Origin of the sequence: Pseudoalteromonas sp. 1_2015MBL_MicDiv (assembly GCF_002407505.1) — a bacterium.
Classification (GTDB): domain Bacteria; phylum Pseudomonadota; class Gammaproteobacteria; order Enterobacterales; family Alteromonadaceae; genus Pseudoalteromonas; species Pseudoalteromonas fuliginea.
In genome coordinates this window covers 2,318,940-2,333,555 of record NZ_CP012737.1, presented here as the reverse complement: position 1 = coordinate 2,333,555, position 14,616 = coordinate 2,318,940, and the positions used below count along the sequence as shown (strand labels likewise).

Here is a 14,616-nt window from a genome sequence, read left to right as displayed (position 1 = left end):
GAAACAATACTTATAATGTCAAAGCTTTACAATACATGGTTGGGTTATTTTTTGTGTGTGATATGCATGCTTTCGTGCAGCGTAAACGCAAAAGAAACGCTGCAAGTAGCCGTAGCGAGTAATTTTAAAACTGTATTGGAAACCCTACTAAAAAAATCCCCATTACCTAATGTTGACGTAAAAATATCAGCCGCTTCTAGCGGTGTTTTATATTCGCAAATAGTGCATGGCGCGCCATTTGATGTGTTTTTATCGGCCGACGATTTTCGCCCACAATCACTTATTAAAGAAGGCTATGCCGAGGAAAGCAGCTTAATCACTTACGCGTTAGGCGAACTTGCTTTGTGGCAACCCAAAGCTGAAAAAGTAAATGATAAAGTAGCCATTGCTAATCCGCGTTTTTCACCATACGGACGTGCCTCAGAGCACTACGCGAATAACCATTTTAAAAAACCAATAAATTATGTGTACGGGAATAATATTACGCATGCGTTTCAGTTTGTGCAAAGTGGTAATGTAGGAGTAGGGCTGGTGGCTGTTTCATCCCTAAAGGCGGCTTACAGTAACACGCTAGATCAAAAATATTTAGATTATACCGTGCTGCCTACCAATCAATATCCCGATATAATTCAACAAGGCGTTATTATTAGCTCGACTAAAAAGCATGCTAGCGCTAAGCAACTTATGCAATTTTTAATGGCAGAAGCTACGCAGCAGCAGTTAATTGAATTAGGTTACAGAATAAAGGACAACAATGCTTCAAAGTGATTTAACCGCGCTGTGGTTAACTATAAAACTTGCCTTTATAACCGCAGTGCTCCTTCTTGTTTTTTGTATTCCACTGGCTTACAAGCTTGCTGGCTATAACGGTAAATTCAAACCATTTTTAGAGGCATTAATTGCAATGCCTTTAGTGCTGCCGCCTACGTTATTAGGGTTTTACTTACTTGTTTTATTTTCGCCTGATCACGCTTTTGGGCAGTTTTGGTTTTGGCTAACGGGTACGCAGCTTGCGTTTAGTTTTCAGGGCGTAGTTATTGGCTCGCTTTTTTATTCGCTGCCTTTTGTAATGCAGCCTCTTGTAGCTGGGTTTAAGCATATTAATCAAACCTATAACGAAGCTGCCATTGCGCTTGGGTTAAGCCCGTTTAAACGCTTTGTGCATTTAATTATTCCGCTTTTAAAACCCAGTATTGGTAGCGCGTTTGCTTTAGGTTTTGCGCATACATTGGGTGAATTTGGTTTGGTATTAATGATTGGCGGTAATATTCAGGGGCAAACACAGGTGGTGTCTATTGCGCTTTATGACCATGTTGAATCGTTAAATTATACGGCGGCGCATCAGCTTTCACTTATTTTACTGGCTATTTCGTTTGCCTGTTTAGTGCTGTTATTTAAGTTTAATAAAAGCATTGTAGGGGTTAAGCAATAACATGATTAAGTTAAGCCTTTTTAAAGCACTCAATAATTTTGATTTAGATATAAACCTTGAGCTTGAGTCGTTTAATGTATTGGGTGTTTACGGGCCTTCAGGCTCTGGTAAGTCAACATTACTGCGTTGTATTAGTGGTTTAGAGCCTGCAAAAAGTGTTCATATTAATAATCAGCCAGTGCATGAGTTGCCAAGCGATAAACGCGGTATAACGCTTCAGTTGCAATCGTGCCCGTTGTTTCCTCATTTAGATGTGGCAGGTAATTTAGCGTTTACACAAAAACACTGCGGGAATAAGCAAACCAGCTTAACGCTTCAATACGTTGTTAAAACACTTGAATTACAAGACTTACTAAATCGTGATGTACAAAGCTTATCGGGCGGCGAGCGCCAGCTTGTAGTATTTGCGCGCACTTTGCTTGCCGGTCAAAAATTTATAATGCTCGATGAGCCTTTTAGTGCGCTTGATTGGTCATTGCGTTTTAAAACGCTCACTAAACTCAATGAGTTAGCCGTTAAGTTTTATATTAAATTTATAATAGTAAGTCACTCATTAAAAGAGCTGCTATTTTGCTGCGATATCCTTATTCAGCTTGATAAAGGTAAGGTGATAAACCAAGGTGCAAGTGCACACGTTGCAAAAGCTATTTATGCAAACGATAAGCAAACACCGCTGAGCTTAATTAATTACGATGTGGTCAAATTTGATGAAGACTACGGGCTATATCAACTGCAATTACAGCAAAGTGAGCAGCCGCTTTTTGTGCTCCCTGCACTTGTCGATAACAGTAATAAGCTAATTATAGAAAGTGAGCAAATGTCGTTTAGTGCGTTAAAGCCTGAGCAAACAACGCACAGTAATGTTTTAAGGTCGGTATTAACTCAGGCTGAGCTTATTAATAATAAGTGGCAGTTAACGCTTAATGTAGATGGGCAAACTTTGTATTGCTTGGCTTCAAGACGAGTGTGGGATAAAAACGACTTTAAAGTGGGCGATGTGCTTTATACAACAATCAGTAATCTAGAATAACTAAATGCTGCACACTGCACATTGACTGTTTTTAGCTATTTTAAAACGATTAAATTCCATGCTTAAACCATCCACCAGCAATAAGTGCTCGCTTAAGCCACTTGGCAAACCAGCAAGCATTTTTAGCGCTTCAGTTGCCTGAATACTGCCTATTAGCCCCACAATAGGGGAAAGTACGCCAGATTCGGAGCAGCTTTGTGTTTGTTCACTAAAAAATTGCGATAAACAACCATAACAATGGCTATTTTCATCCATAGTAAAACACGCGACTTGTCCTTCCATACGTATTGCAGAGCCAGACACCAGTGGAACTTTAGCTTTAAAACAAGTGCTATTAAGTGCGTTGCGCGTTGCTAGGTTATCTGAGCAATCAATCACTATATCAATGTTATTAAATAGCTGTTCTGTAGAGGTATTTACATCAAAAAATGCCTCAATGGTGTTTATGTCTATTTCACTATTAAGTGCGTTAAGCTGTTTTTTTGCAGCACTGCATTTTGAGCTACCAATATCACTTTCTTTATACAGTATCTGCCTTTGCAGGTTGGTCACGTCTATTTCATCGTTATCAATTAAGGTAAGCGTGCCAACGCCAGATGCCGCTAAATATTGACTTACCGCACATCCAAGCCCACCCACACCAACAATTAAAGCATGCGATTGCCATAGCTTCTCTTGTCCGTCTATATCGAGCTGCGGCAGCATAATGTGCCGAGAATAGCGTAGTTGTTGTTGGTACGTTAACGGTGCTTTTTGCATTTTTAAACATCTCATACTTTTTTTGAACAATACCAATTTGTTAAATCCTAGAGCAAGTAGTAACGCTTTTTATTTGCACTGTAACAGCCCATACCCCCTCACTCATATAGTGCAACTATAACGCATTAAAATAATAAATGCATATAACCAACTGAAATATATGGTTTTTAATTAGTGGCTCAGTAATTGCTCTATTGGGTTAACTAAAATTTAACAAAGTTTGGGCTGCTACTCATATAAAAGAGTGGGGCATTTATAAAATAATAATACGTTTACGAGGAAATAAACATGCAACCGAGTTCTGGATTTAACTTAATATCCTTTAAAGGAAAAATGAAAGTATTACATCTAAGTTGGATGGTCTTTTTTGTGTCATTTTTTGTATGGTTTAACCATGCTCCTTTATTGGGTGCAATTGCGGGCTCGCTTGGTATTACCATGGCACAAGTTAAAACATTACTAATTTTAAATGTAGCGTTAACTATTCCTGCCCGTGTTGTGGTGGGTATGCTGACCGATAAATTTGGTCCCCGGATTGTTTATGCGGCGCTACTTATTACCTGTAGTATTCCGTGTTTTATGTTTGCTATGGCAACCACATTTGAACAAGCCGCTATAGCGCGTTTTGCGCTAGGCTTTATTGGTGCTGGCTTTGTTGTGGGCATTCGTATGGTGAGTGAATGGTTTCCTGCTAATGAGTTGGGTATAGCGGAAGGTATTTATGGCGGCTGGGGTAACTTTGGTTCAGCAGCAGCGGCTATGTTATTACCAATTATTGCACTTATGTTTGGTGGCGAAGATGGTTGGCGTTACGCAGTAGGTTTAACGGGTGTATTAAGCGTTATATTTGGTATTATTTGGTACTTAAATGTAACCGATACACCAAAAGGCGGTACATACTTTAAGCCTAAAAAAGTAGGCGCAATGGAAGTAACCAGTAAAGGCGACTTTGTATTACTTCTTATTATGAAAATCCCTATGTATGGTGCACTAGCATTACTTACTTGGAAGCTTTCACCAACCGGTGCTAACCTAATTTCGGCTAACTTTGTACTTGCCGTGTATGCTTTTTTAGTTCTGCTTTATATTTACGAAGTGTATAAAACCTTTGATGTAAATGGTCATATTTTTAAAGAGCCTGTACCTGAGTCGCATCGTTATGAGTTTAAGCAAGTGGCTGTTTTAAATATTTTATATTTCACAACCTTTGGTTCTGAACTTGCGGTTGTATCTATGTTACCGCTGTTTTTTATGGATGTATTTGCGCTTGATATGGTCTACGCGGGTATTTTAGCCTCTGCTTATGCATTTATGAATTTAGCATCTCGCCCAGGTGGCGGTTGGATTTCAGATAAATTGGGTCGCCGTATAACCCTTATTGTACTTACGACGGGTCTTGCTGTTGGTTATTTTGTAATGGGCTTGGTTGATGCATCGTGGCCTTTATGGCTTGCAGTTGTTGCAGCTATGGCGTGTTCGTTCTTTGTGCAAGCTGGTGAAGGTGCTGTATTTGCGGCAGTACCGCTAATTAAGCGTCGTTTAACAGGGCAAATTGCAGGTATGACAGGCGCTTACGGTAATGTTGGTGCAGTTGTTTACTTAACGGCATTGTCACTTGTTAATTATCAAACCTTCTTTTTCATTATTGCAGGTAGTGCATTACTTGGTCTAGCTGCACTGTTTTTTATGACCGAGCCAGACGGACATATTACCGAAGTAAATGAAGACGGCACCGTTGAACTTATTTCAGTGACTTAAGGCATTATTGACTATGTTTGATGAAACACTCCACGTTAAAGCGCTAAAAAATGAACTCAACGTTTCATTTGGCGGACACAGCGCAAAAGGCTTAAAAGCAGAAAACCAAGATGCGTTTGCAGCTCTTAATACCAAAGCGCAAGAAAAAGAGTCTAAAGGCGTTATTGCCTGCTTAGCCGATGGGTGTTCATCAGCAAAAAATTCTAAACAAGCGTCTCAACTTTCGGTTACTCATTTTATAAATGAGTATTTAAATACCCCCGAAAGTTGGGCGGTTAAAAAGTCAGTGTCGAAGGTGTTAGCAAGTTTAAATCAGTGGCTTTATTCGCAATCAGTTAATTACAATCACTTAGGTCAGCGCCAAGCCGATTGGATGACGACTTTTACAGCACTTATTTTAAAGTCGGCAACGGGTTATATATTTCACTTAGGTGATACGCGTATTACTCGCTTGCGAGGAAATAAAATAGAGGCAATAACACGGGATCACAAAGTAAACGATACGCTAACGCGTGCACTTGGCGCACAACTTCATCAAGAAATAGATGTATACGAGGTTGACCTAAAAGCAGATGATATTTATATATTAACCTGCGATGGCGTACACGATGTGCTTCCAAGTAGTGATATAGCTAAATTAATTAACGAGCACACTGATTTAGAAAATGCAGCTAAAGCAATTACCGAACTTGCATTAGCGCGAGGCAGTGAAGACAACGTAAGTTGTTTACTGGTAAAAGTAGAAAATATTGCCGAGCAAAAGTTAGATGAACTTTATCATTCGCTAACACGACGAAAAATCCCACCTGCGCTTAATGTTGGGCAAAAAATTGATGACTACACGGTTATTCGTAAATTGCATGCCAGTAGTCGTTCGCACATTTATTTAGTGCAACAAGCGCCCGATATACCGCCAGTGGTTTTAAAAGCACCTTCGGTTAATTTTGAAGACGATGTGCACTACCTTCAAGGCTTTATAAGAGAAGGCTGGGTAGGGCAACGCATAAACCATTTAAACGTGATGAAAGTACTGAGTACGCAATCGCAGAGTCGTTTTTTGTATCATATTTGTGAGTACATGGACGGGCAAACACTCAGTGATTGGAAGCACGACGTGCCGCACCCAGAAATAACCCAAGTGCGCAGTATTATTGAACAAATAGTACATGCACTAAGGGCGTTTCAGCGACTCGATATGGTGCATCGCGATTTAAAACTCGATAATGTAATGATAGATGCGCACGGTAAAGTAACGCTGATAGATTACGGCACAGTAAGTGTTGCGGCTATGGACGAGTCGGTTAAACAAATTGCGGATGATTGCCCGCAAGGCACAGCCGATTACACCGCACCCGAAACACTTATTACTATGCACGCCGATTTTAAAAGTGATTTGTTTTCACTTGGCGTGATTGCATATGAGTTATTGTGCTCAAAATTGCCTTATAAACCACTGCCACTTAACCACGTAGCGCCAAAAGATTACAGCCATTGGCATTACACAAGTATTCGTAAATACAGAGCCGATATTCCGTTTTGGTTAGATCAAGCCCTTATGAAGGCGCTTGCCCCTAAACCTGAGCTCAGATACCAAGCTTTTTCTGAGTTTATAAACGATATCAACAAACCTAATCCTTATTTAGAAAGTACCGCTAATAAAAGTTCAATAATGAAACGCGATCCAGTTATGGTGTGGAAATGTATTTCGCTGTGTTTATTTATTGCTTTGGTATGTGTATTAATAATTAAAACTTAGAGAACCAAAATGCTTAATTACAAGAACAACTTACCTATTATTTTTATACTGGGTTGCTTCACTGCGCCTTCAATAAGTCAAGCTGCGCAAACTGATCTTGATTTTAGACTGCGCTTTGAAAGCGTTGATCAAGAAAATGCTCTAAAAGATGCAAGCGGCTTAACACTTAGAACCCGCTTAACGCATCAAACAGATGAGGTGAATGGTTTTTCAGCCCTTATTGAAGTAGAAAACACTCGCAACCTATTGGGCGTAGATGATTACAACAATACGGTGGGGAAAAACACTAATTATTCTGTTATTGCAGACCCAGAAAACACTGAGATAGATCAAGGCTTTGTTAAATATGCCCGCGATGGTCTATCACTAAAAGTAGGACGCCAAGTAATAGCTCTTGATGGGCAGCGTTTTGTTGGGCACGTAGGTTGGCGCCAAGACAGACAAACCTTTGATGCCGCAACCATTAATTACGCATTTAATAACATAGATTTACAGTACAGTTATTTAAATAAGCGTAACCGCATATTTGCTGACGATAAAGACATTAAATCATCCGATCATCTAATTAATGCAAGCTTTAAAACAGACTACGGTAAAGTGGTTTTATACAGTTACTTATTAAGTGACGATGCACTACAAGACGACAGTTTAGACACTTATGGCGTTTCTTTTAACGGTAATAAAACCCTAAACGACATAAAATTTTATTACAAAGCGGAGTATGCAACGCAGTCTGCCTCAACAAGCGTGAGTGATTTTGATGCCGATTACTATGCACTTGAAGGCGCTGTGGATATAAATGGGTTGGGTGTAAAAACAGTAACATTAAAAGTTGGCATAGAGTCACTTGGCTCTGATAATGGCGATTACGGGTTTGCAACACCACTTGCCACGTTACATAAATTTAATGGTTGGGCAGATACGTTTTTAAATACACCCGCACAAGGCTTGGACGACACTTATATAAGCTTAAATGGTAAAGCGTTTGACGGAAAATGGTTGGTGGCTTATCACAGTTTTGATGCTAATGAGCAATCAAATGGGGTTGACGATTTGGGTACTGAATTAAACGTACAATACGTTAAACCTATTAATAAACAATACGCAGTAGGTGTTAAATACGCTGATTACTCAGCGGGCGATACCGCTGCTAATAAAGTCGATACTCAAAAATTGTGGGTATGGATGAGCGCTAAATTTTAACCCTCATTATCTTCTAATATTCACTTGTAATTTATAGCGACACAAGATGGTGCAATTGCACCATCTTGTGGGGCTTTATGCTTTTCACCTCTGCACCAATGTAGGCAACTTGTTGATTTTAAATGCTTATATATTTGGCTTACATATTGCTATAACAAACCTATAACAAATTATTCGATTTCAATTTTAGTCAATTACTAAAATAGGTATCACTTTAAGGTGGGTAAATGTTAAGCAAGCAGCGTGTTGTAGTGGTAGGAAACGGAATGGTCGGGCACCATTTTGTGCAGCAGCTAGTTTCTCAAAATCAAGCTGATGAGCAATTTGAAATTACGGTACTTAGCGGTGAAGACCGTTTAGCGTATGACCGTGTACAACTATCCTCTTTTTTTAAAGGCAAAACCGCAGACGACCTCGCACTTACATGTAATAAAACCTATGACGATTGGCAAGTACGCTTTCATACTCATTCTAAAGTGGTTGATATAAATCGTGATACGCAAACTGTAACGACCGCTAAAGGGGAATTGTTTGAATACGACAAACTTGTGCTTGCTACAGGTTCATTCCCATTTGTACCGCCTATACCGGGTAAAGATCGTGAGCATTGCCTTGTTTATCGCACCATTAACGATTTACACGCAATAAAAAATTCAGCCCACGGCAGCAAAGTAGGCGTGGTAATTGGTGGCGGTTTACTGGGGCTTGAAGCTGCAAACGCATTAAAGCAATTGGGTTTACATACTCACGTAATAGAATTTGCACCGCAACTTATGGGTGTACAAGTTGATGCTGGTGGCGGTCGGTTACTAAAAAACAAAATTACGGATTTGGGCGTTACTGTGCATACAGCGGTAGCAACTGAGGAAATAGTAGAAGGCGAAAGTTGCCGTTATAAAATGTGTTTTAAAGGTGGCAAAACCCTTGAAACAGACATGATTGTATTTTCGGCGGGTATTCGCCCTTATGATAATTTAGCCCGCGAGTTTAATTTAGAGTTAGGCGAGCGCGGCGGTATTGTAATTAATAACCACTGCCAAACAAGTGATAAAAACATATACGCTATTGGTGAATGTGCACTGTGGAATAATTTTATTTTTGGCTTAGTGGCACCCGGTTACGCCATGGCTAAAATAGCAGTTGGGCATATTTTACAAGATACGCAGCAAGGTACTTTGCAAAGTACTGGCTTAGACAATAAAGCCGATGAATTTAATGGTGCCGATATGAGCACCAAGCTTAAATTAATGGGTGTTGAAGTAGGCTCTATTGGCGATGCGCATGCACGCAGCGAAGGCGCAATAAGCTATTACTTTGAAGACCAAGCCAATGGTATTTATAAAAAAATAGTCACTAACTCACAAAGTAATAAGCTGATTGGCGCGGTACTTGTTGGCGATACCAGCGATTACGACAATTTACTGCAATATCATTTAAACGACATTGAACTTACCACTGCCCCCGAAGCGCTCATTATGCCCCTTGCTGGCGAAATAGCAGAGCTAAGCGCCGACGACTTGCCTGATGACGCTATTATTTGCGCTTGTCATAAAGTAACTAAACACACCATTGAACAAACAGTCGCTAACGGCTGCATAGATTTGGCAAGTGTGCAGCAAAGCACCAAAGCCAGTACAGGTTGTGGAGGCTGTGAAAAGCTCGTTCAAAATGTAATAAACAGCGCGCTCGCTAAAGCAAGTAACACTATTAACGTAGTTACCCTTAATGAGCCTGTAAAACAGCCTGCATAAATTAAAGCACACTAAAAGAGAGCAGTAGTATGACAACCGCAAACACGTCACCAACTATAAATAAAACCAGTTTAAAACAAACAACATGTGCTTACTGTGGTGTAGGGTGCGGTGTTGATATTTCACTTTTTAATAATGTGCCAACCAAGCTTGAAGGCATGCGAGAGCACCCCGCAAACTTTGGTCGTTTATGTGTAAAAGGCACCCATTTGCTCGACACCACAGGCAGTGATAACCGCTTAACGTCGCCTCTTATTAATAATCAAGCTGTTACGTGGGATGAAGCCACTGACCATGTTGCCAATAAATTTAACGACATAATACAAAAGCACGGACCTGATGCGGTGGCATTTTATGTGTCAGGGCAGTTACTTACTGAAGATTACTACATCGCTAATAAATTAATGAAAGGCTATATAGGCTCAGGCAATATTGATACAAATTCGCGCCTGTGTATGTCGTCTGCTGTGGCAGGTTATAAACGCGCTTTTGGTGAAGACGTAGTGCCGTGTACTTACGAGGATTTAGAGCAAACTGAGCTACTTATTTTAATTGGCTCAAATGCAGCGTGGACTCATCCGGTTTTGTATCAGCGAATGGAACGTGCAAAGCAGCTTAACCCAAATATGAAAGTGGTGGTTATTGATCCGCGTAAAACCGACACCGCTGAGCTTGCCGACACATTTTTAAATATAAAACCAGGCAGTGACGCCGCGCTTTATAACGGTTTGCTTAATTATTTAAATGAGCATAACCACCTCGATACGCAATTTATTGCTCAGCACACAAACGGCTTTGAAAGCGCATTGCAAGAGGCACAAAAATGGAGCTGTGAGGCAGTTAGCGACTTTTGCGATATAGCAATTGAGCAAGTCACTGAGTTTTACGCGCTATTTGCTAACAGCCCAAGTGCGATTAGCTTTTATTCAATGGGTATAAATCAATCAAGCTCGGGTGTAGATAAATGCAACGCCATTATCAATGCTCATTTAGCCTCAGGTAAATTACTTAAGCCAGGCAGTGGTCCGTTTTCGATTACGGGGCAACCCAATGCGATGGGCGGCCGCGAAGTAGGTGGTTTGGCTAATCAGTTAGCGGCGCATTTAGATATTGAAAACGAAGCGCATCAATCACTTGTACAACGCTTTTGGCTCTCGCCAACTATTGCTAAAAAAGCAGGCAGTAATGCCATTGATATGTTTGATGAAATAGCCGCAGGCAAAATAAAAGCAGTGTGGATAATGGCAACAAACCCAATGGTGAGCTTGCCTAATAACGCCGCTATTAAAAAGGCATTAGAGACTTGCGAGCTGGTGGTTGTATCTGACTGTATTGCAAAAAGTGATACGTTAAAATTTGCCGATGTTGCTTTTCCATCAACCGGTTGGGGTGAAAAAAACGGCACAGTAACTAATTCAGAACGCAGAATATCAAGGCAACGACCGTTAGTAGCGCCTTATTCGGGTGCTAAAAACGATTGGCAAATTATGTGCGACGTTGCTAAAAAAATGGGCTTTGAAGGATTTGATTTTATAGATCCCAGTGGCATTTTTGAAGAATGGGCACAATTAACTGATTTTGAAAATAACGGCAGCCGATTGTTAAACCTCTCTGGTTTAGTTGGGCTCACAAAAAGCCAGTACGATAATTTAAAACCCATTATGTGGCCGGTTGTTAAAAATCAGCCTTATAAAAATGGTCAGGTTTTTACAGATAACCAATTTAGCACCGCTGATAAAAAAGCACGTTTTATACCGATAACGCCGCAATTACCTGTGCAAAAAACATCAAGTGATTATCCGTTTGTAATGAACTCAGGGCGTATACGCGATCAATGGCATACCATGAGCCGCACCGGTAAAAGTACCGCGCTTTCATCGCATATTACACGCCCGTATATTGAAATTAATCCGCTTGATGCCAGTAAATTAGCAATTAAACAAAACGATTTAATTAGTGCAATTGCCCAAACAGGGCAGGTTACCGCGCATGCAAAAGTAACCGATGCCGTGCGAAAAGGCGAATGCTTTATGCCTATTCACTGGAACAAGCAATTTGCATCGTCAGCAACAGTAAGCGGGCTGTATCAATCGGTAGTTGACCCTCTATCTGGTCAGGCTGAGTGCAAACACGGCGCTGTTAATATAGTTAAAGCACCCTTTGGGCAATATATGCAGCTGTTTGCTAAAAACGAACTTGTTATAAACAGTGATTTTTGGCTCAAAGTTAATGCTAGTAATTGCTTTAATTACCAATTGGCGCTTAATGAGCCACAAAGTGATTTACTGTATTACTGCCAAACCTTAACCGGTTTACAAGGGCAGTGGTCGGCTATGAATACGGCAAAAGCCATGCACGTGCAATGTATTCAAAACGATCAATTAGCGTTTGTTGGTGTTATTTCTAACGAGCAAAAAGAAATATCACTCGAGTGGATAAACCATTTATTTGCAGAGCCATTACTAACTTTCACCCAATTACAGTCTTTGCTTTATGCAACTCCCGATGAAGAATTTACCCAAGGCGTGCAAGTGTGTAGCTGCTTTAAAGTTAGAGAGCAGCCAATTATAAACGCCATTAAAAACGGTGCAAACACCGTCGAGCAATTGGGGTCTGAACTTAAATGTGGAACGAACTGCGGTTCGTGTAAAACACAATTAAGCCAATTAATAAAACAACATTACAAAGCAGGCTCTAGCAGCATTGATGTTGCGGTTGTAATGTAAAGAAAAAAAGGAAGCATATGCTTAATGATCAATTTGGTCGGCAGTTTAACTATTTGCGCCTCTCAATAACTGATGTATGTAATTTTAGTTGTAGTTATTGTTTACCAAACGGGTATCAGTGCGATACGCCGCGTAATTTTTTAAATAAAAACGAAATTAGCACGCTAGTAAATGCGTTTGCAGAGCTAGGTACTAAAAAAGTACGCATTACAGGTGGCGAACCGTGCTTGCGAAACGACGTAACCGATATTATAAAACTCTGTAAAAATACACCTGGCATAGAAAAAGTAGCCATTACTACCAACGGGTTTAATTTATTAAAGAAAATTGATGAATTTGCAGAAGCCGGGCTTGATGCGCTTAATGTCAGTATTGATAGCTTAAATCCGAGTATGTTTAAACTCATAACAGGGCACGACAAACTTAACCTTATTTTAAAAGGGATTGAACGCGCGGTAGATCTGGGCATAAAAGATATAAAAATAAATGCAGTGCTTGCCAAGCAGTTTAATAAAAACCAATTGAAGGATTTTTTAGCGTGGGTAAAACACCACAAAGTTACAGTGCGCTTTATAGAATTAATGGAAACCGGTGACGGCGCAACCTTTTTTGAAGAAAACCACTTAAGTGGGCAAACGGTTAAAGCCCAATTACTCGCCCAAGGCTGGTTACAAGTCGTTAGGGGAAAATTAAACGGACCCGCAGAGGAATTTTGTCATCCTGATTACGATGGTCGTATTGGTTTAATAATGCCTTACAGCAAAGATTTTTGTAAAAGCTGTAATCGCTTAAGGGTGTCGGCGCTGGGTAAATTACACTTATGCTTGTTTGCCGAGCAAGGTATAGATTTACGCGAACTACTCAACGAGGACGATACTGCAGCGACCGTAAAGGCAGTTCAAGCCGCTATGGGCAATAAAGAAATAAGCCATGAGCTGGATAAACGCTTAACAGGTGCGACAACTCACTTAGCCATGTTAGGCGGCTAATATGAAAGTTAAGCGAGATTTTACAGGTGTTGTGCTTGCTGGTGGTAAGTCATCAAGAATGGGCACAGACAAAGCCGATTTAGTTTTAAACAACAAAACTCTATTGCACAATGCGTGTGATTTATTAAAAGACGCAGGCGCTAAAAACATACTAATAAGTCGCAACGTTACAAATCCAGTTAAATCATCGAGCCATTATTCACCGAGCGATTATCCCTCAGAAAAGTACGTTAAAGATATATACCCAAATAGTGGACCCCTTGGCGGAATTTATTCCATATTAATAGCCACTGAGTACGACTTACTTATTACTGCGGTAGATATGCCTCTACTTACGAGTAGTTTGTTAAGCACAATTGTGCTGGCTTCTCAGTCAAATAAAGTACAAAGTGTGAGCAATCAATTAAATCAGTCACAAATACATGCTTGGCACTTTGAAAATGAACCACTACCGCTGTATATTCGTAATACAAGCAGTGTAAAAAATCATTTAAAACACATACTCACAAACGCTAACAGTCATAAATCAATAAAACAGTTTACCCAAAGCATTGGTGTGCAAACGCTTTTATGTAATAAAGCGCACGCATTAATAAACACCAATACACCGGCGCAATTTAAAGCTGTAAATGAGCATTTTGACCAAAGCATTAATCAATTAAGAAGAGCATTATGAGCCACACAACTGAGTCACAAATACCTTTAAACATTGCCGTACTTACAGTAAGCGACACGCGCGATGCGATTACCGATACTTCTGGTCATTACTTAATTAAAGCGCTAACTGAGGCGGGTCATCACTTAGCGGATAAAGAAATTGTAAAAGATGATGTTTACCAAATGCGCGCTATTGCATCGCAGTGGATAGCCGATGACACCATTCACGCTATTTTAGTGACTGGCGGTACAGGTTTTACCGAGCGCGATTCAACACCTGAGGCATTTGCGCCGCTGTTTGATAAAAGCGTAGATGGCTTTGGCGAGCTATTTAGACATATATCGTACGGTGAAATTGGTAACTCAACTATTCAATCTCGTGCATTGGCAGGACTTGCTAACAACACGGTTATTTTTTGTATGCCAGGCTCTACAGGCGCATGCAAAACAGCATGGACAGGCATTATAAAAGATCAACTTAACTCAATGCATAAACCGTGTAACTTTGCACCGCACATTACCATTGGTAAAAAGTGTGAATCGCGTGAGCAATAG

General features: G+C 40.2%; 12 protein-coding genes. 11 read left to right on the top strand and 1 reads right to left on the bottom strand.

The window, feature by feature from the left end; all coding sequences use genetic code 11:
* Window positions 1-15 precede the first annotated feature (15 nt).
* Genes modA through AOR04_RS10505 form a run of 3 tightly spaced genes read left to right on the top strand, consistent with a single transcriptional unit; the run spans window position 16 to window position 2,462 of the window.
* Complete coding sequence (modA, locus tag AOR04_RS10515) at window positions 16-768, top strand: molybdate ABC transporter substrate-binding protein (protein WP_198402994.1); 753 nt, start codon at window positions 16-18, stop codon at window positions 766-768.
* Complete coding sequence (modB, locus tag AOR04_RS10510; RefSeq protein WP_002959821.1) at window positions 755-1,432, top strand: molybdate ABC transporter permease subunit; 678 nt, start codon at window positions 755-757, stop codon at window positions 1,430-1,432. The genes modA and modB overlap by 14 nt, the downstream gene beginning before the upstream one ends.
* A 1-nt stretch (window position 1,433) precedes the next feature.
* Window positions 1,434-2,462 (top strand): ATP-binding cassette domain-containing protein, encoded by a 1,029-nt coding sequence (locus AOR04_RS10505; protein ID WP_096793312.1) that lies wholly within the window; start codon window positions 1,434-1,436, stop codon window positions 2,460-2,462.
* Here the strand turns inward: AOR04_RS10505 and moeB are convergent, their stop codons facing one another.
* Window positions 2,463-3,221: a molybdopterin-synthase adenylyltransferase MoeB gene (moeB, locus tag AOR04_RS10500; protein WP_096794119.1), complete on the bottom strand. Its 759-nt coding sequence runs from the start codon at window positions 3,219-3,221 to the stop codon at window positions 2,463-2,465.
* A gap of 288 nt (window positions 3,222-3,509) precedes the next feature.
* On the opposite strand from moeB, the gene AOR04_RS10495 reads away from it, so the two are divergent.
* From AOR04_RS10495 to moaB, 8 genes are all read left to right on the top strand, one after another.
* On the top strand, window positions 3,510-4,979 hold the full coding sequence (locus tag AOR04_RS10495) for a NarK family nitrate/nitrite MFS transporter (protein WP_096793311.1): 1,470 nt from the start codon (window positions 3,510-3,512) through the stop codon (window positions 4,977-4,979).
* Window positions 4,980-4,992: 13 nt separating this feature from the next.
* Complete coding sequence (locus tag AOR04_RS10490) at window positions 4,993-6,735, top strand: bifunctional protein-serine/threonine kinase/phosphatase (protein WP_096793310.1); 1,743 nt, start codon at window positions 4,993-4,995, stop codon at window positions 6,733-6,735.
* Between the two features lie 9 nt (window positions 6,736-6,744).
* Window positions 6,745-7,938 (top strand): alginate export family protein, encoded by a 1,194-nt coding sequence (locus tag AOR04_RS10485; RefSeq protein ID WP_096793309.1) that lies wholly within the window; start codon window positions 6,745-6,747, stop codon window positions 7,936-7,938.
* Window positions 7,939-8,165: 227 nt separating this feature from the next.
* A complete protein-coding gene (locus tag AOR04_RS10480; protein ID WP_096793308.1) occupies window positions 8,166-9,689 on the top strand; it encodes an FAD-dependent oxidoreductase in 1,524 nt (507 codons plus the stop codon).
* A gap of 29 nt (window positions 9,690-9,718) precedes the next feature.
* Window positions 9,719-12,415, top strand: a complete 2,697-nt coding sequence (locus AOR04_RS10475) for a nitrate reductase (protein ID WP_096793307.1) — start codon at window positions 9,719-9,721, stop codon at window positions 12,413-12,415.
* A 17-nt stretch (window positions 12,416-12,432) separates the two neighbouring features.
* On the top strand, window positions 12,433-13,404 hold the full coding sequence (moaA, locus tag AOR04_RS10470; RefSeq protein WP_096793306.1) for a GTP 3',8-cyclase MoaA: 972 nt from the start codon (window positions 12,433-12,435) through the stop codon (window positions 13,402-13,404).
* 1 nt (window position 13,405) lies between these two features.
* Window positions 13,406-14,080, top strand: a complete 675-nt coding sequence (locus AOR04_RS10465; protein ID WP_096793305.1) for a molybdenum cofactor guanylyltransferase — start codon at window positions 13,406-13,408, stop codon at window positions 14,078-14,080.
* Window positions 14,077-14,616, top strand: a complete 540-nt coding sequence (moaB, locus tag AOR04_RS10460) for a molybdenum cofactor biosynthesis protein B (protein ID WP_096793304.1) — start codon at window positions 14,077-14,079, stop codon at window positions 14,614-14,616. The genes AOR04_RS10465 and moaB overlap by 4 nt, the downstream gene beginning before the upstream one ends.

Coding starts and splice junctions, on each gene's coding strand:
- moeB (WP_096794119.1), bottom strand. CDS start 3,221: ATGCAAAAAGCACCGTTAACGTACCAACAACAACTACGCTATTCTCGG.
- AOR04_RS10490 (WP_096793310.1), top strand. CDS start 4,993: ATGTTTGATGAAACACTCCACGTTAAAGCGCTAAAAAATGAACTCAAC.
- modA (WP_198402994.1), top strand. CDS start 16: ATGTCAAAGCTTTACAATACATGGTTGGGTTATTTTTTGTGTGTGATA.
- AOR04_RS10480 (WP_096793308.1), top strand. CDS start 8,166: ATGTTAAGCAAGCAGCGTGTTGTAGTGGTAGGAAACGGAATGGTCGGG.
- AOR04_RS10465 (WP_096793305.1), top strand. CDS start 13,406: ATGAAAGTTAAGCGAGATTTTACAGGTGTTGTGCTTGCTGGTGGTAAG.
- modB (WP_002959821.1), top strand. CDS start 755: ATGCTTCAAAGTGATTTAACCGCGCTGTGGTTAACTATAAAACTTGCC.
- moaA (WP_096793306.1), top strand. CDS start 12,433: ATGCTTAATGATCAATTTGGTCGGCAGTTTAACTATTTGCGCCTCTCA.
- AOR04_RS10485 (WP_096793309.1), top strand. CDS start 6,745: ATGCTTAATTACAAGAACAACTTACCTATTATTTTTATACTGGGTTGC.
- AOR04_RS10475 (WP_096793307.1), top strand. CDS start 9,719: ATGACAACCGCAAACACGTCACCAACTATAAATAAAACCAGTTTAAAA.
- AOR04_RS10495 (WP_096793311.1), top strand. CDS start 3,510: ATGCAACCGAGTTCTGGATTTAACTTAATATCCTTTAAAGGAAAAATG.
- AOR04_RS10505 (WP_096793312.1), top strand. CDS start 1,434: ATGATTAAGTTAAGCCTTTTTAAAGCACTCAATAATTTTGATTTAGAT.
- moaB (WP_096793304.1), top strand. CDS start 14,077: ATGAGCCACACAACTGAGTCACAAATACCTTTAAACATTGCCGTACTT.